This window comes from Clostridium paridis (assembly GCF_016765615.1).
In the GTDB taxonomy this organism is placed as follows: domain Bacteria; phylum Bacillota; class Clostridia; order Clostridiales; family Clostridiaceae; genus Clostridium_T; species Clostridium_T paridis.
Genome location: NZ_JAESWA010000022.1, coordinates 87,542 through 111,496, shown reverse-complemented (window position 1 = coordinate 111,496; position 23,955 = coordinate 87,542). Strand labels below are relative to the sequence as shown.

The window sequence follows — 23,955 nt, the reverse complement described above, 5'->3', positions numbered from 1 at the left end:
ATACCTCCAAAATTAATTATTTTCACCAAAAAATAGTTTAATTAAATTTTCAACTTGCTCATTACAAACTTTGTAGAATATCTCAAGACCGTTTCTCCTGCCTTCTATAATACCTGCAGTTCTTAATTTTTGTAGATGTTGAGATATAGTAGATTGAGGTGTGTCCAAGCAATCTTGCATATAAGTAACATTACAGGCACCGTGTTCTAATAACCCACGTACAATGCAAAGTCTTACTGGATGAGACAGTACTTTAAGCATTTCTGAAACATCATTATACTTATCAAAATCTTTATCCATAGTGTTTCCTACTTTCTAAAGTATACTATATAAATTATTATATTCATATATTAAGATATAGTGATTAATAAGTCAATATTCTTTTGTTTGATTTTTAACAATGATTTTAAATTATTTATAGATATATATTGTTAGGAATTGAAGTAGCAAAGAAAAAAACTAAAAAGAGGAAAAGTGATTTCACATATGTGACAAAGTCACAGAAAATATTAAAGATATTCATTAAAATAAAAAAGCACTGTTTAACAAGTGCATTTATTTAATAATATTTTAATAACTTGGAGGAATCATAATGAAAAAAATCTTTAAACTGTGGAAAAAGTATTCATTTACGTTGCTGGTAGCATTTATATTGATTGGTATGCTTGATTTGAGAATTGGGGTTTTAGCAGGTATATGCATGATAGCACCTGTAATAGTATCTGTTTTTAAGGGGAGATTCTGGTGCGGAAATTTATGCCCTAGAGGAAATTTTTATGATAATGTAGTTTCTAAATTTAGTAATATACGAAAACCACCGAAAATTTTTAAATCGTATTACTTCAGAGCTTTAATATTGACAATTATGATGATGCAATTTATTGCAGGAATAATTAAAAATTGGGGTAATTTTTATGGTATAGGAATGGTATTTTATAGATTAATAGTGATAACTACTATAATAGGAGTGGCACTGTCATTAATATATAATCACAGAACATGGTGTAATTTTTGCCCAATGGGAACTCTTGCTTCAATAACATCAAAATTCAAAAAAAATAAAAAAGTACTTCAGGTATCTTCATCATGTGTTTCTTGTAAGATATGTGAGAAGAAATGTCCAATTGGTTTAGTTCCTTATGATTATAAAGGTGATATATTAAGCCATCCTGATTGTATACAGTGTGGAAAGTGTGTTGCAGTATGTCCTAAAAAAGCAATAGGATATGAAAAAGTAGCTGCGTAATTATAAATTAAAAACTAAATTATATTTTTTTTAAAATGATTAAATAATAAAGCTGAGGAGGGTGTATGATGAGTTATGATGGAGAAATATTAAATGCAAAATTAAAAAACATAAATCTTTTATATAAAATATACCCAGTATTAGAGAAATTTGATAAAAATAATAATGGAATAATAAGTGAAAATGCTTATTTTAAAAATCTATATGCAGATGAATATATAGGAGCTGAAGAGGGAGCCTGTAATGGAATTTTATTTGTTCTTAAAGGGATGATTAATATAAATAGAATAAATAAAAATGGAGGGCATACTAACTTATATAATATAGAGGAGGGGGAATTCTGCCATGAAGCTCTAAGCTGTATATCTAATTTTGAATCATTAAATATTTCAGGTAAGAGTATTCAATATTCAGAAATATGCATTATACCAATTGATATAGTAAAAGAATATATAATGAAGGATTCAGATTTTCTTTTGTATATTTATGAGGATTTACATAAGAAATTAAGTAAAGTGATTAAAAATAAAGAAAAAATGATTCATGAATCCTTAGAAACAAGACTTATAAAGCTTTTAAAAAGTAAAAACAGCAAAATAATATATGCAACCCATAGTGAACTGGCTTTTGAATTAAATTCAGCAAGGGAAGTAGTAAGCAGAAATTTGAAGAACATTGAAAAGAGAGGTTTTATAAGACTTGAAAGAGGAAAGATAATAATAATTAAGGATATGAATTTATATACTGGTTAAGATGTCATAATGACTTCTTAACCAGTTTTTTATATATTAATGGAAGTTCGATAGAAATGTAAGGGATTTGTGAAAGTTTAGTATGGCATACTTAATTCTAAATTTCATATTTATATAAATATTTTTTCAAAGAGTCTTGACAAAAAATATTTAATTGCATAATATATTAGTATATTAGAATTTACTAATATATTAATACAAAGTAATTGATTAATGATAAAAGTGAGAAAAAGGAGAAATTTAGATGATTGAGCATGCAAAAGAAATAGCAGAGCTTTTAAAGGTCTTAGCTAATGAAAACAGATTGATGATCGTCTGTCATTTAATTGAGAGACCAATGAATGTAAGTGAACTTCATCAAAGGATTAGTAGTTTGACTCAGTCTGCGTTATCACAACATCTTTCAGTATTAAAAGCACATAGAATATTAGATTCAAATAAAAATGGTCAAACAATAACTTATTCAATTAGAGACGAAAAAATTGGAGAGTTAATTGAAGTACTTAAAAAAAATTATTGTGAAATTTAATTGAAGAATTAGGAGGATTATTATGTTTGGATTTCTTTTTAAGAAAAAATTTAGTTCTGTAAAGGTTAGTGAAATTGATGGATTAGGAAAGATAAATATAATTGATGTTAGAGAGCCATATGAATATAAAAATGGTCATGTTCCTAATGCTAGAAATATTCCTATGAATAAGATCATAGAGAATACTGAAAAGTATTTAGACAAGGAAAAGGAATACCATATAATTTGTCAATCAGGAACTAGAAGTTCAAGAACATGTGGATCATTAGCCTCAAAGGGATATAAAGTTATAAATGTTGCTGGTGGTACTGGAGGATATAAAGGAAGGTTAAAAAGATAAAAAACTAGACAGAAATATACTGAATAGTAAAAAGATCTATAGGTTAAAATTTTTATAGATAAACTAATAATAAGAATTTTAGGAGGAGGAAATATGTTTTCAAATTTTAATACAATAAGTGTTCATGATTTAGATAGTAAATTAGGAAAGATTAATTTAATAGATGTAAGAGAATGCTATGAATACAATAATGGTCATGTACCGACAGCTAAAAATGTACCAATGGGGAACATTATATCAGATGCTGATAAATATCTTGATAAGACAAAAGAGTATCACATAATATGTCAATCAGGTGCTAGAAGTGCAAGAACCTGTACAGAATTAGCATCGCAAGGGTTTAAAGTTATTAATGTTTCAGGTGGAACAGGATCTTATATCAAACCTTTAGAAAGATAAATAAAAAATAAAGTGGAGGAGAGTAAAATTATGGCTAGAGAATTAAATAGTAACGAATTTCAAAATGAGGTTTTAAATAGTAAAGATATAGTATTAGTAGATTTTTCTGCAACATGGTGTGGACCATGCAAAATGCTTGCACCAATAGTAGAAGAATTAGGGAAGGAAATGGAGGGAAAGGTTAAAGTATTTAAGCTTGACGTAGATAAAAGTGGTGATATAGCTCAAAAATATCAAGTAATGGCTGTACCTACAGTAATCATCTTCAAAAATGGAGAAGTTGCCGAAAAAATGGTAGGATTTCAACCCAAAAATGTTCTAAAGGACAAATTAGAGTATTTTTCTAAGTAAATTATGTGGAGTCATAAGCTATGCTATTAACATAGGATATAGGTTAAAGATTATTAAGGTAAACTTATTCCTAATTGATATCATAGCTTATTTGTATGTATAAATAACTTATTTCCAGAATAGTTAAAACGATAATTCCATAATTAACATTAATGAATCCAGTTAGAATTTTTGCATTTATTGAGTATTATGAAAAAGGGCAAGTTAATTTATAAGCATTCACTAAAAGAAAGAAGGAGTAAAAAATGGCACATAAATTTGATGTGAAAAATAAGCATAAACTAGATAATGAAGAAAGAAGAAAAATGTTGCCACCAGAAAAAACTCTTACGAGTCTTGGACTACATGAAGGAGATATCGTGGCGGATATAGGTTGTGGAATCGGATATTTTAGCATTCCTGCAGCTGAAATTGTTGGTAAGAATGGAAAAGTATTTGCATTAGATATTTTGTCTGAAATGCTTCAGGAGGTTGAAATAAAGATAAAGGAAAATAATATTTTTAATATAGAAACAATTTTGACAGAAGAAAACAATCTTAAATTAGAAGAAGGTAAAATAACATTTGCGTTTATAGCTAATGTTTTGCATGAGACGGAAGAACTTGAGAGATTTTTAGGAGAAGTTAAAAAAATTATAAGCATTAAAGGGAAAATTGCAATTGTAGACTGGCAAAAAATCAAAAGTGAATTTGGACCTCCAGTTGATCACAGACTAGATAAGTTAGAATTGATAAATATATTAGCCAAGAGTGGATTTTCGGATATCTCCAATATAGATATTGGTGATAATTTTTATGGAATAACTGCAGTTAAGAATTAAACTCCCTATAATTTCTTCTTAAATAGATTAAGTTGAATATGAATTGCAATAAATAGTCTGTAGAAAAAAATCTGCAGACTATTTATTTACTATTACAACATTTCCACTGTAAATAGATATGTTAAAAAGAAAATTAATTAAAACTACTTTTCACAAATTGTTCACAATTCCCCCAAAGTTATATCAATTTATCACTATAGAATTGATATATGGTTCTAACTTCAATTATAAACTTATACATGTCTAAAAAATACAAGGAGGAGCTATTTTTAACAGGTATAAGGTAAGTTTTAATAAAGAAACCATATAAATAAAATCGAATAGGGGGAAATTTCATGAACAAGAAGTTTACAAAATATTTAAGATGGGTGCTCTTAGGATTTTTTCTAATAATGGTGACGAGAGAGGCTTATTTACATCAAGTTCAAGGTGGAGGGGTAGCACCTTCAATACATGCATTATGTCCATATGGCGCACTAGAATCTCTATATAGTTTGGTGTTTACAGGGACATTCTTACAAAAGATATTCTCAGGCACCATGATACTTCTAGGAATAACATTAATTTTAGCCTTAGTATTTAGAAGAAGCTTCTGTGGTATTATTTGTCCTTTTGGAACTCTTCAAGAGTTTTTTGGAATAATTGGCAAGAAAATCTTTCACAAAAGATTTATTATTCATCCCCAAATTGATAAACCTTTAAGATATTTAAAATATGTTGTATTTCTGGGAACTCTATACTTCGCATGGCAAACTACAGGGTTATGGGTAGATCCTTATGACCCATGGGCAGCATATGGACATATTAGTGCTGGAATCACAAGTTTAACCACTGAATACTTAGTAGGGACTATAATGTTAGTTATTGTTTTAGTAGGATCTATGCTATATGACAGATTCTTTTGTAAATACCTTTGCCCCATGGGAGCAGTGTATGGAATTATTTCGAAAATTAGCCCATCAAAAATTGTTAGAAACGAAGATGCTTGTGTAAATTGTGGATTATGTAGTAAAAGCTGTCCAATGAATATAAAGGTAGCAAATGTTAAAGAAGTAACCTCAGCAGAATGTATTAGTTGTCAAAGGTGCGTGATCTCATGTCCTAAAAAGGATGCATTAGAATATAAGACTGGAAAGAAGAAATTAAAAACTTTAACTGTAATTATACTTGTAATAGGATTGTTTTTTACAGGGGTATTTATAAGTAAAAGTATTGGCATTTTTCAAGTTTTACCACAGAAAATAACAGAAGAGTCTAAATTAAATATTGATGATATTAAGGGATATATGACTATAAAAGAAGTATCAATTGGAACTAAAATTGAATTAGAAGAAGTATACAAAAAACTAGAAATTCCTAATTCAATTCGAGAAGATACTAAATTAAAAGATGTAAAAAACTTTGTAGATGGATTTGAAGTTGAAGTAGCTAAGGAAAAGTTAAAAGAATAAAAAATGTATATAAAGATTGAGATTGACTAATATTTTTTGTTATTGGCATTTGACAGTAACTTATTGCTATCATATAATATAAATAGCATATGACAATAATAAAGTGGAGGTAATATAATATGAAAATAGCAATACCTAATAATGGAGATGTGGTGAATCAACACTTTGGAATGAGTAAGAGCTTTGTAATTATAACAGTAGAAGATAACAAAGTTTTACAAGTTCAAGAAATTTCTTCTGCAGAACTTACACATCAGCATCAAGGATTGGCAGATTTACTTGTAAGGCATGGTACAAATGTAGTTATTACAGGAGGAATCGGCGCAGGAGCAATTGCTGGTTTACAGCAGAATGGTCTTCAGGTAGTAAAGGGGGCTTCAGGAGAGTATCTGAAGGTGGTTGAAGAATACATTAACAGAACTTTAGAGGATAAAGATGTAGTTTGTAATCATCATGGGGAGCATCATCATCATTAAAACTTATGATAAGAAGACGAATAAAAAAACTCTCATCCATGTATAGTATGGAGAGTATTATAGGGACTGCAACAGATTTGTATATACACAAATCATGTTACAGTCCCTTTTAATTTATGAACGATGCATTCCCATTCTTCCTCCGGCACTATTTCCTCTATTCTCCATGCCTCTCATATTGCTATTTCCTTGACCAGGAGTAGTGCAGTTTGCAGAATTTTCTTTGATATCTTCTTTTAATTCCTCTCCTTGCATTTTAGTAAATTTACCGCTAGCAACAGCTTCGTCTATGCCTTTTGTTTTTTCATTTACCATGTACTCTTTGATTTGTTCATCAGTTACGCCCTTTTCTTTCAAAAGATCATAGAGAGATTTGCCTGAATTTAATGATGAAGAAATTTCCTCATCTGTTGCACCTTTGCTTTTCAAAAGATTGGTTAAGATATCATATCCACGCATATTTGTAACCCTACCTAAGCCAACCCCAGAACAGGTTTGATTGGTTAGATTACTTTCAGATGCTGAACTAGATGTAGCAGCATACGCCGTTGTACCAACTCCAATTACAGATACAATTGCTAGAGATAATACGATGTTTTTGATTTTCATAAAAAACACTCCTTTTAATTAAATTTAATTTTCACAATTACTACTGTCTATATTTATATAATAATTTTATATATTGATTAAATTATGAGATAATTGTGATAGAATTGTGAAAGTTATAGAATAGTACTAGAAACAAACCTACAAAGGGGGTATCTTAAGATGAAGGGAAAAATTCTTATAATTGAGGATGAAAAAAAACTAGCTGAAGTCATGATGCTTTATTTGAAAAATGAAGGATATGATGTAGTGGTTGCCACTGATGGGGCAAAAGGTGAAGAAGCTATAGATGACAATGAATACGATATTATAATTTTAGATATTATGATGCCAGAAAAAGATGGCTGGTCACTCTTAAGGAAAATTAAAAATAAAGGTGACACTCCAGTAATTATAACTACAGCTAGGGGAGAAGAAGAAGATAGGATATTTGGATTAGAGCTTGGGGCCGTTGACTATATGGTTAAGCCAATCAGTATGAAGGAGCTAATACTTAGGGTAGGTCTCAGAATCAAAAAAAATACTACTGAAGTACAAGAAGAATTTAAATTTGAAAATATGAGTATTTCAGAGGAAAAAAGAATAGTGACTGAAAATGGAAATGAACTAACTCTTACCCCAAAGGAATTTGACCTTTTAATGTTTCTATGTAAAAATCCAGAGCAGGTATTTAAAAGAGAGCAACTTTTACAAAAAGTTTGGTCTTATGATTTTATGGGAGATACCAGAACTGTGGACACTCATATAAAGAACTTGAGAGAAAAGATTAAATACTGTAATAAACATATAAAAACAGTATGGGGTGTGGGATATAAATTACAGCTTAAGATTGAAGAATAAACTGTAGAAAAATTGGAGGTGAAATTATGGGGAAATTAACATTAAGGCTCATAAAGTACTTCATTGGAATGATAGTTTTGGTAATTATATTTTGTTTTTTATCTAGCAGTATTTTTTTATCATACTTTTATGTTAATATGCAGTATTCAGAACTTAAAACTGCTTCAGATAAAATATATGAAGCACTAAAGTCTGGAACTCAGTACTCAGATATAATATCAGAGTATCAAGTATCTAGTGCAATCCTTGTTAAAGATGGAGAAATAACTACACTTTCCGCATCAAAAATGGGAATGATGTCTGTCATAAAAAATACTGGTATTGAAGCATTAAAGGAAAAGGGAAAATATAAAAATCAAATGAATCAAGAGTTCTTATATTATAAAAACAGTACTAATTTGGGAGATATAATTATTCTACAAAACAATAAATTTTCAGCTGAGTATATGAGATCTACATATATAATTCTATCTGTTATATTTTTAGTTGCACTAATTATTTCAATACCTCTTGTATCTATGATAGGGAAAAGAATTACCAGACCTATTATTAAACTTCAAAAAGCATCATTAGACATAACTCAAGGTAATTTTGATATTGATGTTGATGTTGATACAAAGGATGAAATACAAGAGTTATCTAATAGTCTTAAAATAATGGCAGATTCAATAGAAAAGAAAAATGTTATGCAACGAGATTTTATTGCAAATGTATCACACGACTTTAAAACACCTTTAAGTGTAATAAGAAATTATAGTGAAGCTATATACGATGATATTTTAGAAGAAGAGCATAGAAAGAAGTATTTAAAAGACATAATTAAAGAAGTGGATAGATTAAACCTTCTTGTAATAGATATATTACAGCTTTCAAAGTTGCAGGGAGGAACAGATATATTAAAAAAGGAAAACTTCAACCTAAATGAATTTTTACTTGATTTTCAAAATTCATTTAGAATCCAGCTGGAAAATAAAAATCTTATATTAAAAATTAATCTGTTAAATAAGGATGCAGATATTTTTGCAGATAGTAATTATTTATATAGGGTAATTTATAATTTTATTGATAATGCAATAAAGTTTAGCAACGATGGTGGGGTTATAGAGCTAAGTGCAATAGACGAAGAGCAGGGCATAAGAGTATCGGTAAAAGACAATGGAGAAGGAATTGATGAAAAGTATGCAGACGGCATATGGGAAAGATATTATAAAAGTAGAAAAAGCGGAGGAATGGGACTAGGGCTAGCTATATGCAGTGAAATATTAAAACTTCATAATTTTGAATATGGGGTTATAAGTGAAAAGGGGAAGCATACTGAGTTTTATTTTATAATTCCTTTTAAAAATAATAGATAAATAAAAAATAGCAGTTAAAATCTAACTGCTATTTTTGTTTGGTTAAACCTTGATTATACGTGCTTTTTCGAAAAGCTTAGCCAAATTGTTAAGCTTATATAGAAACTGGTTAATATTGTCCACACTTATCCATTAAATTATCATTTACTAAAGAAGCCATATTTTCATCAACTAAAACATTTAGGTAATCACCAGAGTAAATAATAGTATCGCCTCTTGGAATTATTTCATTTTCCCCTCTCTTAATTGCAACCAGTAGACAGTTATCTGGTAAGCTTAATTCTCTTATAGGTTTACCATCCATTTCAGAATCTACAAATACAGGTATTTCAAGAATGAGTTTATTTTTAGTATTTTCTGATGATGTAGTTAAATTATTACCTCTTAATAATCTATCTAAAAGAGATTCATATACAGGTTCAGATCTTAATAAATCTGCAATAATATAGGCTACTAATGAAACTATGCTTAAAGATAATAAATGAGTTAGAGAACCTGTCATTTCAGTTATCAAGATACTTCCAGTAATAGGAGCTCTTACAATTGCAGCAAAATATCCAGCCATGGCTAAGATAATAAAGTTATTCATATATTCTGGATTTAAGTTAAAAAATTGAATTAATATATGTACATATATACTTCCAGTTATAGCACCTAAAACTAAAAGAGGAAAAAATATTCCGCCTGGAGCACCTGAACCAAAACTTATCATGGAATATAAAAATTTTACTACTAAAATAATTAGGATTAATTTAAAAGTAAAACTCCCAGAAATTAATGAATTTATAATTGAATGACCACTACCAAGTACTTCTGGTAAAAATAATCCTAATATACCTGAAATAATGAAAGGTAATAAAAGGTTGAACTTCTTTGAAACCCATTTTTGATTATCATATATTTTTAAAGTTTTTAAAAGTACATAATTATAGAAAACACCAAACAATCCAACTATGATTCCTAAAACAATAATATATCCATAAGCATTAATTGGTAGAGGATTAATATGATTAAAATTAAATACTGGGTTAAGTCCAAAGAAATGCTTAGAAACAACATCAGCAGTTAATGAGGCTGACATCGCAGAAAGCAATACTAAAGGAGAAAAATGCTTGTGAACTTCTTCAAGAGCAAACATTACTCCAGCGAGAGGAGCATTAAAGGCTGCTGCAAGACCAGCACTTGCTCCACTTGTAATAAGATACTTTTCCTCTATTTTCATTCTTTTAAATACTTTCCCAACACCTTGTCCAACAGCAGCACCTAATTGAATTGATGGACCTTCTCTTCCTAAAGATAAACCAGCTCCGATAGATATAACGCCACCAATAAATTTCTTAATAATTATAGGAAGCCAATTCATTTTAAGTTTTCCTTTTAATATAGCTTCAACTTGAGGTATTCCACTACCACTTATTAAAGGTTCACTAACAACTAGTCTGCCAACAATAAGAGCGCCAATAATTAAACCTAAAAATCCCACAATAATCATCAAGTGGTTTGAAGCTTGCAATTCTAAAAATTTATTTCTTAATTCTTCTGCTTTTTCAAGGGTAAGCCGATAAAAGACAATCAATAACCCAGTAAAAATACCAACAATGATTCCCTCTAGCATTAGCTTTAATTTTACATTATGCCAATGTGATAGAACGTGGTGTATAGTATGCTTGTTTTTATTTGCCATATATATTCAACTCCGTATTTTATAATAAAAGACCTCTCTCATTATATGACTATAAACATACAAAATCAAAAAAAGTTAGTATATAACGTGTTCTTGAAGGCGAATTGAATATGAAGTAAACGTATAAAACTATTTAATTCAAACTGAATCTATTTTATTCAGTATATATTAAATAAATAGTGTTTAAAATCATAAGAAATAGGCTTGGATTAGTGTCTGAACTTATTTTTTTATTTAAAAGCTGGAAATGTAATTAATAGAGTATTTTTAAGAATTCTTCATAGAATCTCCATTATTTTTCAAATAGTTTCTTGAAATTTACTAGCTATCATGGAAATAAGAGGTGATGAAGTGAAGAAAGGATTATCAATCTTTATAAATAAGTGTCTAAAAGTATTGTTACTATTAGTGGTTTTTGTAACTTGTGGCTTATATATACGTTATGTTGAGTATTATAAATCACTAAACATGGAATTTGTAGCCTTATTCAGCATAACTACCATAGCATTACTTATTGCAATAAAAAAAGGATTTAGTACCAGGAGAATATTAATTGGAATAATGATTTATGCTTTCTTAATAAGACTTGCTTGGGTACTTTCAATAAATAGTGTACCTGTATCAGACTTTGCAGGTATGTATGAAAGAAGTGAGCTCGTATTAAATGGAGAATATTCTATATTTAAAGGCTTTAATTACTATGCAAGATTTCCACATTTAACTATACCAGTACTTTATTTTGCACTAATAAGACTTATTTCGCCCGTTCCATTATTAACTCTTAAACTAATTAATGTTATAAGTTCAACTATTGGGGTATTTATATGCTATAAGATTTCAAAAGAAATATTTAAGGAAGAGAAAAAAACAATATGGGGAATGTATTTAGCAGCCATATATCCAGCCACAATAATTTATACAGCAGCCTATTGTACAGAGAATATAGCAATATCTTTTTACTTAGGAAGTGTATATCTATTTATTTTAGTTATAAAAGACAAAAAACCTAAGGAGTATTTATTATTAGCTGGACTAATCTTATCAATAGGTAATTTCTTTAGAATGGTAGCACCGGTTATGGTTATTGCCTTTATATTATATACCTTAGTTTATATTAAGAAATCCTTTAAATATAAGACAGTAGCAATAGCGTATATTCTAATAGCATTTATTATTCCACTCATAACAGTTAATGCGACTTTAAAGATGAATGGAATCACAGAATATAATTTATGGCATGGGAGTGAAACTCCTTGGACATCAATATTAAAGGGAACTAATATGACTACGTTTGGTAGGTGGAATGAAGAAGATGCAGAAGTAGCAGCAGCTTTCAATGGAAACTATTATGAAACAGAACATGCATCAAAGGAACTAGTAAAAGAAAGATATACAGAAACTTCACCTGCAAAACTACTATATTTTTTAGGAAGAAAGTACACTTTTCAGTGGAGTGAAGGAGATTTTGGAGGGATATATTGGAGTGAGAGAGATATCGAACCTAAAGATATAACCATAGATTTAAATAATTATGGGCAAGCGTATAGACAATTATTTTATTTAATAATGATGGTACTTACTTATAAGGGTTTATATAATAGGCAGCAATATTTAAAGAATTCAATTATAAACCTACTTTATATAATCTATTGTGGCTATGGGCTTTTGTATATGATAACAGAATCACAAGATAGATATTCCTTTATAGTAAGTTGGTTATTTATTATATTGCCATTAACGGCCTTTAAAGAAAAAATATAGAAGGAGAAAAAGTATGAAAGATAAATTAATATCAATAGTAATACCTATGTATTCAGAAGAAAATTTAATTCATGAATGTTATAGAAGAGTGAAGCAGGTGGTAGAAAATAATAAGTTAAATTATGAAATGATATTTATTAATGACGGTTCTAAAGATAAAACCTTAGAGAAGTTAAAAGAGGTATGCAATATAGATAAAAATTGCAAGGTGATAGATTTTTCAAGAAACTTTGGACATCAAATAGCTATTACAGCAGGAATAAATAATGCAAAAGGGGACGCTGTTGTTGTAATAGATGGAGATCTTCAAGATCCACCAGAACTTATAATTAAAATGATAGAAAAATGGGAACAAGGATATGATGTGGTCTATGGTAAAAGAACTGAAAGAAAAGGAGAAAGCTTCTTTAAGCTTATAACAGCAAAGTATTTTTATAAGTTTCTAGGCTATATGTCAGATATAAATATACCAAGAAACACAGGGGATTTTAGGCTCATGGATAGAGCAGTAGTAGAATATTTAAAGAATATGCCAGAGAAAAACAGATTTATACGGGGAATGGTGTCCTGGATTGGATTTAAACAAACTTATGTAGAATTCGAAAGGGATAAAAGACTAAATGGATATACTAAGTATTCACTGAAAAAAATGATTAAATTAGCAGAAGATGGAATAATATCATTTTCAACTAAACCTATAAAGTTTATAATAAAATTGGGAATTATCATAGAATTTATCTCAAGCGTGCTTTTAATATACGGATTAATAAATAATTCTGATCATACGTTAATTCTATTTTCTATGGTAGCATTTTTTATAGGAATTCAAGTAATTTCCTTAGGGATTATAGGATTATATGTGTCTAGAATATATGAAGAAAGTAAGGATAGACCTTTATATGTAGTAAAGGAAAAAATAAACTTTTAGAAGGGTGATAAGTATTGAGTAGTACTATTTTAGTAGTTGATGATAATAATGAAATAAGAGAATTAATAGAAATTTATCTTATAAATGAAGGATATAAGGTTGTTTTAGCTGAGGATGGAATAGATGCAATAAATAAACTTAATGATAATGATATAGACTTAATTATACTTGACATAATGATGCCTAAACTTGATGGAATAAAAGCTTGCTTAAAAATAAGAGAGAAGAAAAAGCTGCCTATAATTTTACTATCAGCAAAATCAGAGGATTGTGACAAGATATTAGGGTTAAACGTGGGAGCTGATGACTATGTAACAAAGCCATTTAATCCAATAGAGCTTATGGCAAGGGTAAAATCACAACTAAGAAGATATATAGAATTTTCAGGTAAAAGTGATTCTAAGAATTTAATTATAGATAATCTAGAAATAAATAAGGATTCAAGAGAAGTTTATGTAGATGGAGAATTTGTAAGGTTAACACCAATAGAGTTTAATATATTAGATTTACTAATAGAAAATAGGGGACGAGTATTAAGCAATAGACAAATATATGAAAATGTTTGGGATGAACCTTATTTTAATGCCAGCAATATCGTAGCTTCACATATTAAAAATATAAGAGAGAAAATAGAAATAAACCCTAAGAATCCTGAATTTATAAAATTAGTATGGGGAGTTGGGTATAAATTTGATAAATAGAATAAAGAAAATATTATTTGGAAGCTTAAGTAGAAGTCTTTTGATTATAAATATCCTAGCACTTTTAGTTACAATAGTAGCAACAGTGATTTTTATAGAAAATGACAAGGGTGAATATCCAGAAACCTTAGTAAACAAAGCAAATGAGGCCTATGTTGAAAGTAGTAGATTTGTTACTAGAAAGAGTGATTCGTGTGAAGAATATTTAGACGAAGTAGCTAAGCTTAACAACTTTAATATGGCTATAACAGATAACGATGGGCAGATCATTTTAAAATCTAGTAATGTAAGTAAAACAGGAAATAAAAATTATATCCCTTTTTCATATATAGATTTAAGCCATCCATTTAAAGATGAAAAATCAGTTTTTTACAGAGTATATGAAGTAAAAGTTGATAATGAAAAATGTTATTTATATGTATGGAAAAATACAACTATAAAATCTAGTGAGTATTATATATGGTTTCTTGTAGCACCAATTATTTTAATGATAGCTATAATATATTTACTTATAAATAGGAAAGCAAGATATATAGGGAAAATAGCAAAAGAGGTAGAAATATTATCATCAGGAGATTTAGGTTATACCATTAATGAAAAAGGAAGAGATGAGTTAAATGTATTAGCTAAGGAAATAAATAATATGTCCAAAAATCTTAAGCAGATGAGAGAAAAAGAGCAGGAAGAAGAAAAACAAAAGTATGAATTAATAACAAATATATCCCATGATTTAAGAACTCCTCTTACATCATTACTAGGTTATTTAGAGCTTATAAATAAAAAAAGTACTCAAGATGAAGATATAAATAAATATTCAAACATATCTTTAGATAATGCAAAGAGATTAAAAAGCTTGATAGATGATTTATTTGAATATTCAAAACTAGAAAGTAAGGACATTAAGCTTAATAAAAGTGAAATAAATGTAGTAGAAATAATAGGGCAATGTTTAGGAGAACTTGAGCTAGAGAGTAAAAATGCCAATATAGATTTTATAAGGGATTTCTCTGAAGAGGAGATTATACTAAATATTGATGGAGATAAGATAGCTAGAGTATTTCAAAATATATTTACCAATGCGATAAAGTACAGCAAAAAGGGTAGTGAAGTAAATATAGAAATTAAAGAATCGCCTAGTGAAGTAGAATTTATAGTAACAAATGAATATAGAGAATTAGAGAAAGATAAAGTAAATAAAATATTTGAGAGATTTTATAGAGGAGATGCTTCAAGGAACTTAAAAGTTGAAGGTTCAGGCTTAGGGCTGCCTATAGTAAAAAGCATAGTTAATCTTCACGGAGGAAAAGTTTTTGTTGAATGTGATGAACGAAAGGAAACTTTAGGAGTCCATATAGTTTTGTTAAAAAGTTAAGAGCTGCAATAAAGCAGCTCTTTTTAAGATTATTGTATTTCAACAGTAACTTTTTTCATTTTTTGGTCAGTAAGTGGCTTATCTTGAGAATTTCTTTTTACACTAACGATTTTATCTGCAACGTCCATACCTTCAGTTACTTTACCAAAAGCAGCATACTTCCCATCAAGACTTGGAGCATCCTTTACCATAATAAAGAATTGAGAACTTGCAGAGTCTGGATCATTAGTTCTTGCCATTGAAAGAACCCCTCTTGTATGCTTTAAGTCATTCTTGAAGCCATTTTCACTAAATTCTCCAGGAATAGTCTTATCTGATCCACCAGTACCAGTACCAGTTGGGTCTCCCCCTTGAATCATAAAGTCAGGAATTACTCTATGAAAAATTATTCCGTCATAGAAGTTCTTTTGAATTAAGTCTACAAAATTATCTACAGTTTTAGGTGCAACATCAGGATAAAGTTCTGCTTTAATCTTAGAACCATCTTCCATTTCTATAGTTACAATAGGCTTTTTACCACTGTACTTACTTTTATAATCACTATTTGATTTTGAAGAAGTATTAGCAGTGTCACTTGGTGCTTTTGTACAGCCACTTAAAGTAATAACTAAAGCCGCACAGGAAAGTAGTAAAACCTTTTTTATTAAACCTTTGCTTTTCATATTTTAATCCTCCAGAAAAAGTATAGTAGTATTATGTAATGTTACCAAATATTAAAAATAAATTCAACAATATTGTAGTTTAAATAGAATTGTTAAATTTATGCTAAATAATAAAAATAGAGGTTGCAAATTAAGCACAATTATCATATGATTAAAAACGAATATAATCATATTAGAGGTGAAAGAATGGATTTAGTACAAGTGATGAAAGCATTATCAGATGAGACACGTATAAGAATATTAAATATTCTTAAAGACGAAGAACTCTGTGTTTGTGAGATTGAAGTTATACTAAATATAAACCAATCAAATGCTTCAAGACACTTAAATAAGCTAACTAATGCTAAAATATTAGATTACTATAAAGTTACTAAGTACGTGTACTACAGAATAAATGAAGAAATAATAAAGGAATATCCTTTTATAAGTGAAATTATGAGAACACATGCAACTAAGATGAATAAGTGTAATGATGATTATAAAAGACTTAAGAAGTATAGAGAGAGCGGTTTAAGTTGTGATGACTTAAAAGAAGGGAAAGTTGACTTTAATATTTATACAAAATAGGAGTGATTTAAATGAGTAATAAATCATCAAGATTATCGTGGTTAGATCGTTATTTAACGTTATGGATATTTCTTGCTATGGCAATAGGTATTCTTTTAGGTTGGGGTGTGCCTAGTTTATCAGAAGGATTATCTAAGTTATCAGTTGGTACTACATCTATTCCAATAGCAATAGGATTAATTGTTATGATGTATCCACCACTTGCAAAAGTAAACTATAAAGAACTAGGAAAAGTGTTTAGAAATCCTAAAGTTCTAGGATTATCAATAGTACAGAACTGGATTATAGGACCAATACTAATGTTTGTTCTAGCAGTAGTCTTTTTAAAGGGATATCCTGCATATATGACAGGCTTAATATTAATAGGGCTTGCGAGATGTATTGCAATGGTTATTGTTTGGAATAGCTTAGCTGATGGAGATACAGAATATGCAGCTGCTCTTGTAGCATTTAATTCAATATTTCAGGTGATATTTTATTCGATATATTCCTATATATTTATTACAGTTTTACCTACATGGATAGGTTTAACTGGTTATAAAGTAGATATTTCAATGGGAGAAGTGGCATCTTCAGTAGCAATTTATCTTGGAATACCATTTGCACTTGGTATGTTAACAAGACTTTTCTTAGAGCCTAAAATGGGTAAGGAATGGTACACTAAAAAGTTTGTTCCTAAAATAAGCCCATTAGCTTTAATTGCATTACTATTTACAATCATAGTAATGTTCACATACAAAGGGAAATATATTGTAGAACTACCTTTAGATGTTGTAAGAATTGCAATACCACTTATGATTTATTTTGCAATAATGTTTTCAGTTTCTTTCTTTATTAGTTATAAATCAGGTGTAGACTATAAGAGAACAACAACTTTATCATTTACTGCAGCCAGCAATAACTTTGAACTTGCTATAGCAGTAGCAGTTGCAGTCTTTGGTATAGAATCAAAAGAAGCTTTTACAGCTGTAATAGGACCACTAGTAGAAGTTCCGGTAATGATTGGACTTGTAAATGTAGCTCTTTATTGGGGAAGAAAATATTTTGGATTAAAGAAAGAAGTATAATTAATATTAAAAGCAGAAAGGCACATTCTCAAAATATTGAGGGTGTGTCTTTTTATATATAATTCATTTCCATATCATGGATTTGTGTTAAAATAATAGATATGAATACTGACGCAATTTTAAGAACTAGTATACAAAACTTTAGTCTAGAATGAGGTGTAAAATGGATAGAGATAGAGTTTTAAAAGAACTATTAAATTCAGGAAAAACAATTATAATGCCAGATGCCTATGATGGTATTTCAGCAAAAATTATTGAGTATGCGGGATTCCCAGCGGTTCAATGTTCAGGATATAGTTTTTCTATTTCAAAAGGCTATATGAGTGAAGATGATATTGATTTAAAGAGGAATTTAAAAATTACAAAGGAAATTGTTGATGCAGTAAATATACCAGTTATAGCAGATGGGGAAGATGGTTATGGTGATGGCGAATACTTTATTAATACAATAAAAGAATTTATAGATGCTGGGGTATCAGGAATAAACATAGAAGATTTAAATCATCAAACTCAAGGGAAAACTTTAAAAATTTATAATGAAAGTGTAATGTTTGAGAAGATAGACACGGTTAAGAGGATAAAAAAAGAACTTAATAAAAATGATTTTATATTAAATGCACGAACAGATGCTTTAAAGGCTTATGATAAAAGGGAAGAAGCTATTAAAGTTGCAATAGAAAGAGCTAATAAATATTTAGAAGCTGGAGCAGATATTTGTTTTGTAGCATATGTAAAAACTCTTGATGAAATAAAACTTCTTGCTAAGGAAATAGACGGGCCTATAAGCATTGCGGCAGGTCTTCCTTATAATATACAAGAGTTCTCAATAAATGATTGCATAGATTTAGGAATAGCTAGAGTAAGCTTGCCGACATTTATGATTCTTAATTCAATAGGTTCAATGACTAAAAACCTTATTCAAGTAAAAAACACAGGTTCTTTTTTAGGGACAATTAGAGAAAATTCTTTATTATCGGATTTAAATGTACTGGACGATATTTTAGGAATAAAGAAATAGCAAAAAAAGTTTAAAGGTTAAATTGGGGAGGAAGCATTATGGAAGTGAAAATTAGAAACATGGTAAAGCAAGACTGGGAAGGTGTAGCAAGAATATATCAGCAAGGTATGGACACAAATATATCAACCTTTCAAACGGAGTGTCCATCATATGATGAATGGGATAAAGGACACGTTAAGAGTTGTCGTTTGGTTGCATTAGAAGGAGAAAAAGTTATTGGTTGGGCTGCCTTATCTGCAGTTTCAAGTAGATGCGTATATGCAGGGGTAGGAGAATTAAGCATATATATAGATAATAATTACAAAGGAAAAGGAGTAGGTTCAAAATTGCTTTCAAGCTTGATAGTTGAGTCAGAAGATCATGAATACTGGACAATTCAATCAGGTATTATGGAGGAAAATGAGGCAAGTATAAATCTACATAAGAAATGTGGATTTAGAGAGGTTGGATATAGAGAAAAAGTAGGAAAAGATAGAAATGGAAAGTGGAGAAACACAATTATGATGGAAAGACGAAGTGCATTAGAGAAATATAATTAAATAATATATAGATGATTATGAAAGTATATAAGAAGTCCTTCTTATATACTTTTTATAAATTCTAGAGATTTTATTGTTATATATGCAGAAACAAATAAAGAAGAGCTGAATATAATATTGATGTGCATATATATATTGTGTTAATAAATGTTAAATATATATAAGACTTATTGACACTATATAGATGAATGTCTATGATTAATATATAGATAGTTATCTATATAAGAGGTGATTTAATGGATAAAAATTATGAAATAAATGCAAAAATATTTAAAGCCTTATCAGACCCCAATAGATTGGAAATTCTGGATATCCTTTCTTGCGGAGAGAAATGTGCTTGTGATATATTAGAGAACTTTGAATTTACTCAACCTACATTATCACATCATATGAAGGTTTTAATTGAGTGTGGTCTTGTTAAATGTAGAAAAGAAGGATTATGGAGTCATTATGCACTTGATAATACAAAGGCAAATAAGCTTATATTGTATTTAATGAACATTGTTACTGAAACAGATGATTGTATATGCAAAAGTATTACTAAAAAAGAAAAGTGTGAAAAGTAAAATTTAAAGTTTAAAGGAGTTGTGTCTTATGAAAAAAATGATTATTTTTGATCCAGCAATGTGTTGCTCAACAGGAGTTTGTGGTCCAGGAGTAGATCCAGAACTTTTAAGAGTGGCAACTGTATTAAATAACTTAAAGAGTAATGGAGTTATGGTTGAAAGATATAATCTAACAAGTAATCCTCAGGCTTTTGTAGACAATAAAATTATAAATGAATTATTAAATAGTGATGGAGTAGATATCCTTCCAGTAATTCTAGTTGATAACAAAGTAGTTAAAACAAAAGGATATCCAACAAATGAAGAATTCTGTGCTCTTTTAGATATACCAGAAGATTATCTTAAAGTTGCAATAAAAAAAGCCACACTTAATGTTAAACCTAAGAGCTGCGGTTGCAAGGGTGGATGCTGCTAATTAGCGAAGGGATGTGTAAATATGGCTAAGCTATTTAATCTAAATGAGTTAGAATTAACTAAATATTTATTCTTTACCGGAAAAGGTGGGGTTGGAAAAACTTCAACTGCTTGTGCTACAGCTATGACCTTAGCAGATCAAGGAAAAAGAATAATGCTTGTAAGTACAGATCCAGCGTCTAATTTACAGGATGTTTTTAATACTGAGCTTAATAATAAGGGAACTCAAATAAAGGAAGTACCGAATCTTGTTGTTGCAAACTTCAATCCTGAAGATGCAGCAAAAGAATATAGAGAGAGTGTTGTAGGACCATATAGAGGAAAGCTTCCTGATGTAGTAATAAATAATATGGAAGAACAGCTTTCAGGTTCCTGCACAGTTGAAATAGCAGCATTTAATGAGTTTTCCAATTTTATCACAGATGAAAAGATTCAAAAGGATTTTGATTATGTAATATTCGATACAGCACCTACAGGTCATACCCTTAGAATGCTACAACTACCATCAGCCTGGAGTAACTTTATAAGAGATAGTAAGCATGGAGCTTCATGTCTTGGACAATTAGCAGGTTTAGAAGATAGAAAAGAAATTTATAAGAATGCAGTAAAGGCATTAGCAAATAAAGATTTAACAACATTGATTTTAGTATCAAGGCCTGAAGCCTCTCCATTAAAAGAAGCAGAGAGAGCATCCAAAGAGTTGCAAGAAATAGGAGTTAATAATCAGATATTAATTATTAATGGTGTACTTCAAAATCATGATGACAAGTTATCGACTGCATTATATGAAAAGCAACAAAAGGCCTTAAAAGAAATGCCTAAGTATTTAACTAATCTAAAAACCTTTGAAATACCATTAAGGCCATATAATATAACAGGCCTTGAAAATGTAAGAGCTTTTTTAAAAAAAGATAATATAAAGCAAAGTGAAGAAAAATTAAGTGTTGATAAGATTCCAAGATTAAAAGCTGTCATTGATGATTTATATAATTCTAATAAAAAAGTTATATTTACAATGGGAAAAGGTGGAGTAGGTAAAACCACAATAGCAGCAACTATTGCATTAGGCTTAACAGAAAAAGGTGAAAAAGTGCATCTTACAACTACTGATCCAGCTGCACATTTAAAATTTGTTTTAGATGAAAGTTATGGTATAACTATAAGTAATATAGATGAGAAGAAAGAGTTAGAAAAATATAGAGAAGAAGTATTAAGCAAGGCAAGAGAAACTATGAGTGAAGAAGATTTAGAATATGTAGAAGAAGACTTAAGATCTCCTTGTACTCAGGAAATTGCTGTATTTAGAGCTTTTGCAGAAATAGTTGAAAAGTCAGAAAATGAAATAGTTGTAATTGATACTGCACCAACAGGCCATACGCTACTTTTACTAGATTCAACTCAAAGCTATAATAAAGAAATACAGCGTTCTCAAGGTGATATACCAGAATCTGTTATTAAGCTATTACCTAAGCTTAAAAATTCAGATGAAACAGAGGTTGTTATAGTGACATTAGCTGAAACAACACCAGTTTATGAAGCTTTAAGATTAGACGAAGATCTAAAACGTGCAGGTATTAATAGTAAGTGGTGGGTTATTAACTCAAGTTTATATGCAACAAATACCACAAATAAAATTCTAAAAGCAAAGGCAAGTAATGAAATTCAATGGATTAATAAAGTGAACGAAATATCAAGCGGTAATTTTGCAGTTATTGAATGGAAGGCTGAAGATGTAAAAGGAAAAGAACTTTTAAATATACTAGACTGAAAATAATAAATAAAGGATAAGGACAAAATATTAATTGTTTAATAGAGATAAGAACAGTTTTTGGGGACCTTAATCTCACAAATAATTAATAAAGAGGTGAACTAATGGATACTGAATGGAAGTATAAAGTATTTACAGTAGATAAATTTATTAGTTTAGATAGTGATTTATCATTAGAAGAAGAGTTAAATAAATATGGTGAAGAGGGATGGGAACTCGTAGGGATTGTACAAAAACCAATTACTTCACTAGGAAAACCATCTAAGCTTAATGATAATTCAATTGTATTTAAGAAGGCTTCTCATAAGCAAAATAAGAACAACTAGATGAAAAGTAATTAAATTAGGAAGGTGTGTTATTTTTATGAATAAACCAAAAGTTGCCTTTATATGTGTACACAATTCTTGTAGATCACAGATGGCAGAAGCATTAGGAAAATTGTTTGCAGGGGATGTATTTGAATCATACTCAGCTGGAACAGAATTAAAGGATCAGATTAATCAAGATGCAGTTAGAATAATAAAAGATCTATATGGTGTAGATATGAATGAAAATCATAGATCAAAATTATTAACTGACATTCCAGAAGTTGATATTGTAGTGAAAATGGGATGCAACGTAGTTTGTCCATTCTTACCAGCAAAGCATATTGAAGATTGGGGATTAGATGATCCAACAGGCAAAAGTGATGAAGAATTCATAAAGATAGCCACAACGATCAAAGAAAAAGTTGAAGATTTAAAAAATAGAATTTTAAATAATGAGATTGAGGGAGTAAACTAGTTTAAAAATTAATTAGGATTCTTGAATGAAGATTAAGAACATTCTCTATTAAATCTTTATTATATGTAAGAGGTCGCATGGTTTGCGACCTTTTTTATATAAAATTATATGGAAATTCTGAAAAAAGATATATATAATAAAGTATATAGAAAGAATTACTTTTAAAGGAGAATAATTATGATTGAATATAAGTTTGATACACAGTTATTAATCGAAGGAGAAAATTTATCAGAAGATGAGATAAATGAATATATTACTAAAAACATTGAAGGTGATTGTTTACTTGCAGTTGGAGATGAAGAATTAGTAAAGATACATTTTCATACCAATACACCATGGAAAGTTCTTGAATATTGCGCTTCATTAGGCGATATTCATGACATTGTTATAGAAAATATGGAAAGACAAGCAAATGGACTAAAGGGTTAATTTATAATTAATTTAGTATAATATTAAGTTATAACGAAAGGAATGAGGAAGATGACAGAAGTAACAATGTGTCAAAGCTGTGGTTTACCTTTTAATGAAGAACACAAACATTTCATAGGAAAAGAACCAGATGGAAGTAAAAGTATTTACTGCACAAATTGCTATAAAGACGGAAAATTTATTGATCCCAAAATGTCGATGGAAGATATGATTGAGCTAATTGTACCTGTTTTAGGAAAAGCAATAGGAGAAGAAGAGGCAAGAAAAGAAATGACTGCTTTACTACCAACACTTAAACGTTGGAAAAAAGCATAAGCTACTTATAACTAAATACAAAATATAAAGAACAATCCATTAATTAAATTTATTGGATTGTTTTTTATTGTCCTAATTAAAACCACTTGCTATGCAAGTGTGTTCGGAAAAGCTTTAGCGGTGAGAAGGCAAAAAAACCTCCTTTTGTTAAAATAGAATTAAGGTTCGCAGCCAAATTCAAAAACAAAAGGAGGCATCCAAATGGATAATAACAG

Annotated in this window: 30 protein-coding genes; 26 read left to right on the top strand and 4 right to left on the bottom strand. The window is 29.3% G+C overall.

All coding sequences use genetic code 11. The features are described 5' to 3' along the window. Positions 1-12: 12 nt before the first annotated feature. Positions 13-300, bottom strand: a complete 288-nt coding sequence (locus JK634_RS08185; RefSeq protein WP_202767160.1) for an ArsR/SmtB family transcription factor — start codon at positions 298-300, stop codon at positions 13-15. Positions 301-592: 292 nt separating this feature from the next. Here JK634_RS08185 and JK634_RS08180 point away from each other — a divergent pair, with 292 nt between their 5' ends. From JK634_RS08180 to JK634_RS08140, 9 genes are all read left to right on the top strand, one after another. Next, complete coding sequence (locus JK634_RS08180) at positions 593-1,246, top strand: 4Fe-4S binding protein (protein WP_202767159.1); 654 nt, start codon at positions 593-595, stop codon at positions 1,244-1,246. Positions 1,247-1,311: 65 nt separating this feature from the next. Next, a complete protein-coding gene (locus JK634_RS08175; RefSeq protein ID WP_420839042.1) occupies positions 1,312-1,998 on the top strand; it encodes a Crp/Fnr family transcriptional regulator in 687 nt (228 codons plus the stop codon). Between the two features lie 244 nt (positions 1,999-2,242). Continuing rightward, positions 2,243-2,527: an ArsR/SmtB family transcription factor gene (locus JK634_RS08170; protein ID WP_202767157.1), complete on the top strand. Its 285-nt coding sequence runs from the start codon at positions 2,243-2,245 to the stop codon at positions 2,525-2,527. Positions 2,528-2,549: 22 nt separating this feature from the next. Beyond that, complete coding sequence (locus JK634_RS08165) at positions 2,550-2,867, top strand: rhodanese-like domain-containing protein (protein WP_202767156.1); 318 nt, start codon at positions 2,550-2,552, stop codon at positions 2,865-2,867. A 93-nt stretch (positions 2,868-2,960) separates the two neighbouring features. Next, complete coding sequence (locus tag JK634_RS08160) at positions 2,961-3,266, top strand: rhodanese-like domain-containing protein (protein WP_202767155.1); 306 nt, start codon at positions 2,961-2,963, stop codon at positions 3,264-3,266. 30 nt (positions 3,267-3,296) lie between these two features. Further along, positions 3,297-3,617: a thioredoxin gene (trxA, locus tag JK634_RS08155; RefSeq protein WP_202767154.1), complete on the top strand. Its 321-nt coding sequence runs from the start codon at positions 3,297-3,299 to the stop codon at positions 3,615-3,617. Between the two features lie 245 nt (positions 3,618-3,862). Beyond that, positions 3,863-4,438, top strand: coding sequence for a class I SAM-dependent methyltransferase (locus JK634_RS08150; protein WP_202767153.1), 576 nt, complete (start codon positions 3,863-3,865; stop codon positions 4,436-4,438). 335 nt (positions 4,439-4,773) lie between these two features. Further along, positions 4,774-5,889, top strand: coding sequence for a 4Fe-4S binding protein (locus tag JK634_RS08145; RefSeq protein ID WP_202767152.1), 1,116 nt, complete (start codon positions 4,774-4,776; stop codon positions 5,887-5,889). A gap of 119 nt (positions 5,890-6,008) precedes the next feature. Next, positions 6,009-6,365, top strand: a complete 357-nt coding sequence (locus JK634_RS08140; RefSeq protein ID WP_202767151.1) for a NifB/NifX family molybdenum-iron cluster-binding protein — start codon at positions 6,009-6,011, stop codon at positions 6,363-6,365. A gap of 114 nt (positions 6,366-6,479) precedes the next feature. Here the strand turns inward: JK634_RS08140 and JK634_RS08135 are convergent, their stop codons facing one another. Then, entirely contained in the window at positions 6,480-6,974 is a 495-nt protein-coding gene (locus tag JK634_RS08135; protein ID WP_202767150.1) for a hypothetical protein, read from the bottom strand. Between the two features lie 159 nt (positions 6,975-7,133). Between JK634_RS08135 and JK634_RS08130 the strand changes: the two genes are divergently transcribed. Then, a complete protein-coding gene (locus JK634_RS08130; protein WP_202767149.1) occupies positions 7,134-7,811 on the top strand; it encodes a response regulator transcription factor in 678 nt (225 codons plus the stop codon). 26 nt (positions 7,812-7,837) lie between these two features. Next, the gene (locus JK634_RS08125; RefSeq protein WP_202767148.1) at positions 7,838-9,166 is read left to right on the top strand and encodes a sensor histidine kinase; all 1,329 of its coding nucleotides are present in this window, start codon (positions 7,838-7,840) and stop codon (positions 9,164-9,166) included. Positions 9,167-9,275: 109 nt separating this feature from the next. Here JK634_RS08125 and JK634_RS08120 read toward each other — a convergent pair whose 3' ends face one another. After that, positions 9,276-10,850 carry a ClC family H(+)/Cl(-) exchange transporter gene (locus JK634_RS08120; protein ID WP_202767147.1) on the bottom strand — a complete coding sequence of 525 codons (1,575 nt, stop codon included), beginning with the start codon at positions 10,848-10,850 and terminating at the stop codon, positions 9,276-9,278. A 330-nt stretch (positions 10,851-11,180) separates the two neighbouring features. Between JK634_RS08120 and JK634_RS08115 the strand changes: the two genes are divergently transcribed. The 4 genes from JK634_RS08115 to JK634_RS08100 are packed head-to-tail and all read left to right on the top strand — an operon-like array spanning position 11,181 to position 15,612. After that, positions 11,181-12,611 (top strand): glycosyltransferase family 39 protein, encoded by a 1,431-nt coding sequence (locus JK634_RS08115; protein WP_202767146.1) that lies wholly within the window; start codon positions 11,181-11,183, stop codon positions 12,609-12,611. 13 nt (positions 12,612-12,624) lie between these two features. Beyond that, positions 12,625-13,539 carry a glycosyltransferase family 2 protein gene (locus tag JK634_RS08110; protein WP_202767145.1) on the top strand — a complete coding sequence of 305 codons (915 nt, stop codon included), beginning with the start codon at positions 12,625-12,627 and terminating at the stop codon, positions 13,537-13,539. A 14-nt stretch (positions 13,540-13,553) separates the two neighbouring features. Further along, positions 13,554-14,240, top strand: a complete 687-nt coding sequence (locus tag JK634_RS08105; protein ID WP_202767144.1) for a response regulator transcription factor — start codon at positions 13,554-13,556, stop codon at positions 14,238-14,240. Then, the gene (locus tag JK634_RS08100; RefSeq protein ID WP_202767143.1) at positions 14,230-15,612 is read left to right on the top strand and encodes a HAMP domain-containing sensor histidine kinase; all 1,383 of its coding nucleotides are present in this window, start codon (positions 14,230-14,232) and stop codon (positions 15,610-15,612) included. The genes JK634_RS08105 and JK634_RS08100 overlap by 11 nt, the downstream gene beginning before the upstream one ends. A gap of 29 nt (positions 15,613-15,641) precedes the next feature. Here the strand turns inward: JK634_RS08100 and JK634_RS08095 are convergent, their stop codons facing one another. Beyond that, a complete protein-coding gene (locus tag JK634_RS08095) occupies positions 15,642-16,103 on the bottom strand; it encodes a peptidylprolyl isomerase (RefSeq protein WP_243425601.1) in 462 nt (153 codons plus the stop codon). A gap of 357 nt (positions 16,104-16,460) precedes the next feature. Between JK634_RS08095 and JK634_RS08090 the strand changes: the two genes are divergently transcribed. The 11 genes from JK634_RS08090 to JK634_RS08040 all read left to right on the top strand — a co-directional run bounded on the left by JK634_RS08090 (position 16,461) and on the right by JK634_RS08040 (position 23,740). Continuing rightward, a complete protein-coding gene (locus tag JK634_RS08090) occupies positions 16,461-16,841 on the top strand; it encodes an ArsR/SmtB family transcription factor (protein ID WP_202767141.1) in 381 nt (126 codons plus the stop codon). Between the two features lie 11 nt (positions 16,842-16,852). Further along, positions 16,853-17,908, top strand: coding sequence for an ACR3 family arsenite efflux transporter (gene arsB, locus JK634_RS08085; protein ID WP_202767140.1), 1,056 nt, complete (start codon positions 16,853-16,855; stop codon positions 17,906-17,908). A 163-nt stretch (positions 17,909-18,071) separates the two neighbouring features. Then, positions 18,072-18,926, top strand: coding sequence for an isocitrate lyase/PEP mutase family protein (locus JK634_RS08080; protein ID WP_202767139.1), 855 nt, complete (start codon positions 18,072-18,074; stop codon positions 18,924-18,926). Between the two features lie 38 nt (positions 18,927-18,964). After that, positions 18,965-19,465, top strand: coding sequence for a GNAT family N-acetyltransferase (locus JK634_RS08075; protein WP_202767138.1), 501 nt, complete (start codon positions 18,965-18,967; stop codon positions 19,463-19,465). A gap of 236 nt (positions 19,466-19,701) precedes the next feature. Further along, entirely contained in the window at positions 19,702-20,031 is a 330-nt protein-coding gene (locus JK634_RS08070; RefSeq protein WP_202767137.1) for an ArsR/SmtB family transcription factor, read from the top strand. Between the two features lie 28 nt (positions 20,032-20,059). Continuing rightward, positions 20,060-20,446: an arsenite efflux transporter metallochaperone ArsD gene (gene arsD, locus JK634_RS08065; RefSeq protein WP_202767136.1), complete on the top strand. Its 387-nt coding sequence runs from the start codon at positions 20,060-20,062 to the stop codon at positions 20,444-20,446. Positions 20,447-20,467: 21 nt separating this feature from the next. Further along, positions 20,468-22,213: an arsenical pump-driving ATPase gene (gene arsA / locus JK634_RS08060; RefSeq protein ID WP_202767135.1), complete on the top strand. Its 1,746-nt coding sequence runs from the start codon at positions 20,468-20,470 to the stop codon at positions 22,211-22,213. Positions 22,214-22,317: 104 nt separating this feature from the next. After that, entirely contained in the window at positions 22,318-22,539 is a 222-nt protein-coding gene (locus tag JK634_RS08055; RefSeq protein WP_202767134.1) for a DUF4177 domain-containing protein, read from the top strand. 37 nt (positions 22,540-22,576) lie between these two features. Next, positions 22,577-22,996, top strand: a complete 420-nt coding sequence (locus JK634_RS08050) for an arsenate reductase ArsC (RefSeq protein ID WP_202767133.1) — start codon at positions 22,577-22,579, stop codon at positions 22,994-22,996. A gap of 177 nt (positions 22,997-23,173) precedes the next feature. After that, entirely contained in the window at positions 23,174-23,425 is a 252-nt protein-coding gene (locus tag JK634_RS08045) for a kinase to dihydroxyacetone kinase (protein WP_202767132.1), read from the top strand. 51 nt (positions 23,426-23,476) lie between these two features. Then, on the top strand, positions 23,477-23,740 hold the full coding sequence (locus JK634_RS08040) for a zinc ribbon domain-containing protein (RefSeq protein ID WP_202767131.1): 264 nt from the start codon (positions 23,477-23,479) through the stop codon (positions 23,738-23,740). Positions 23,741-23,955: the final 215 nt, after the last annotated feature.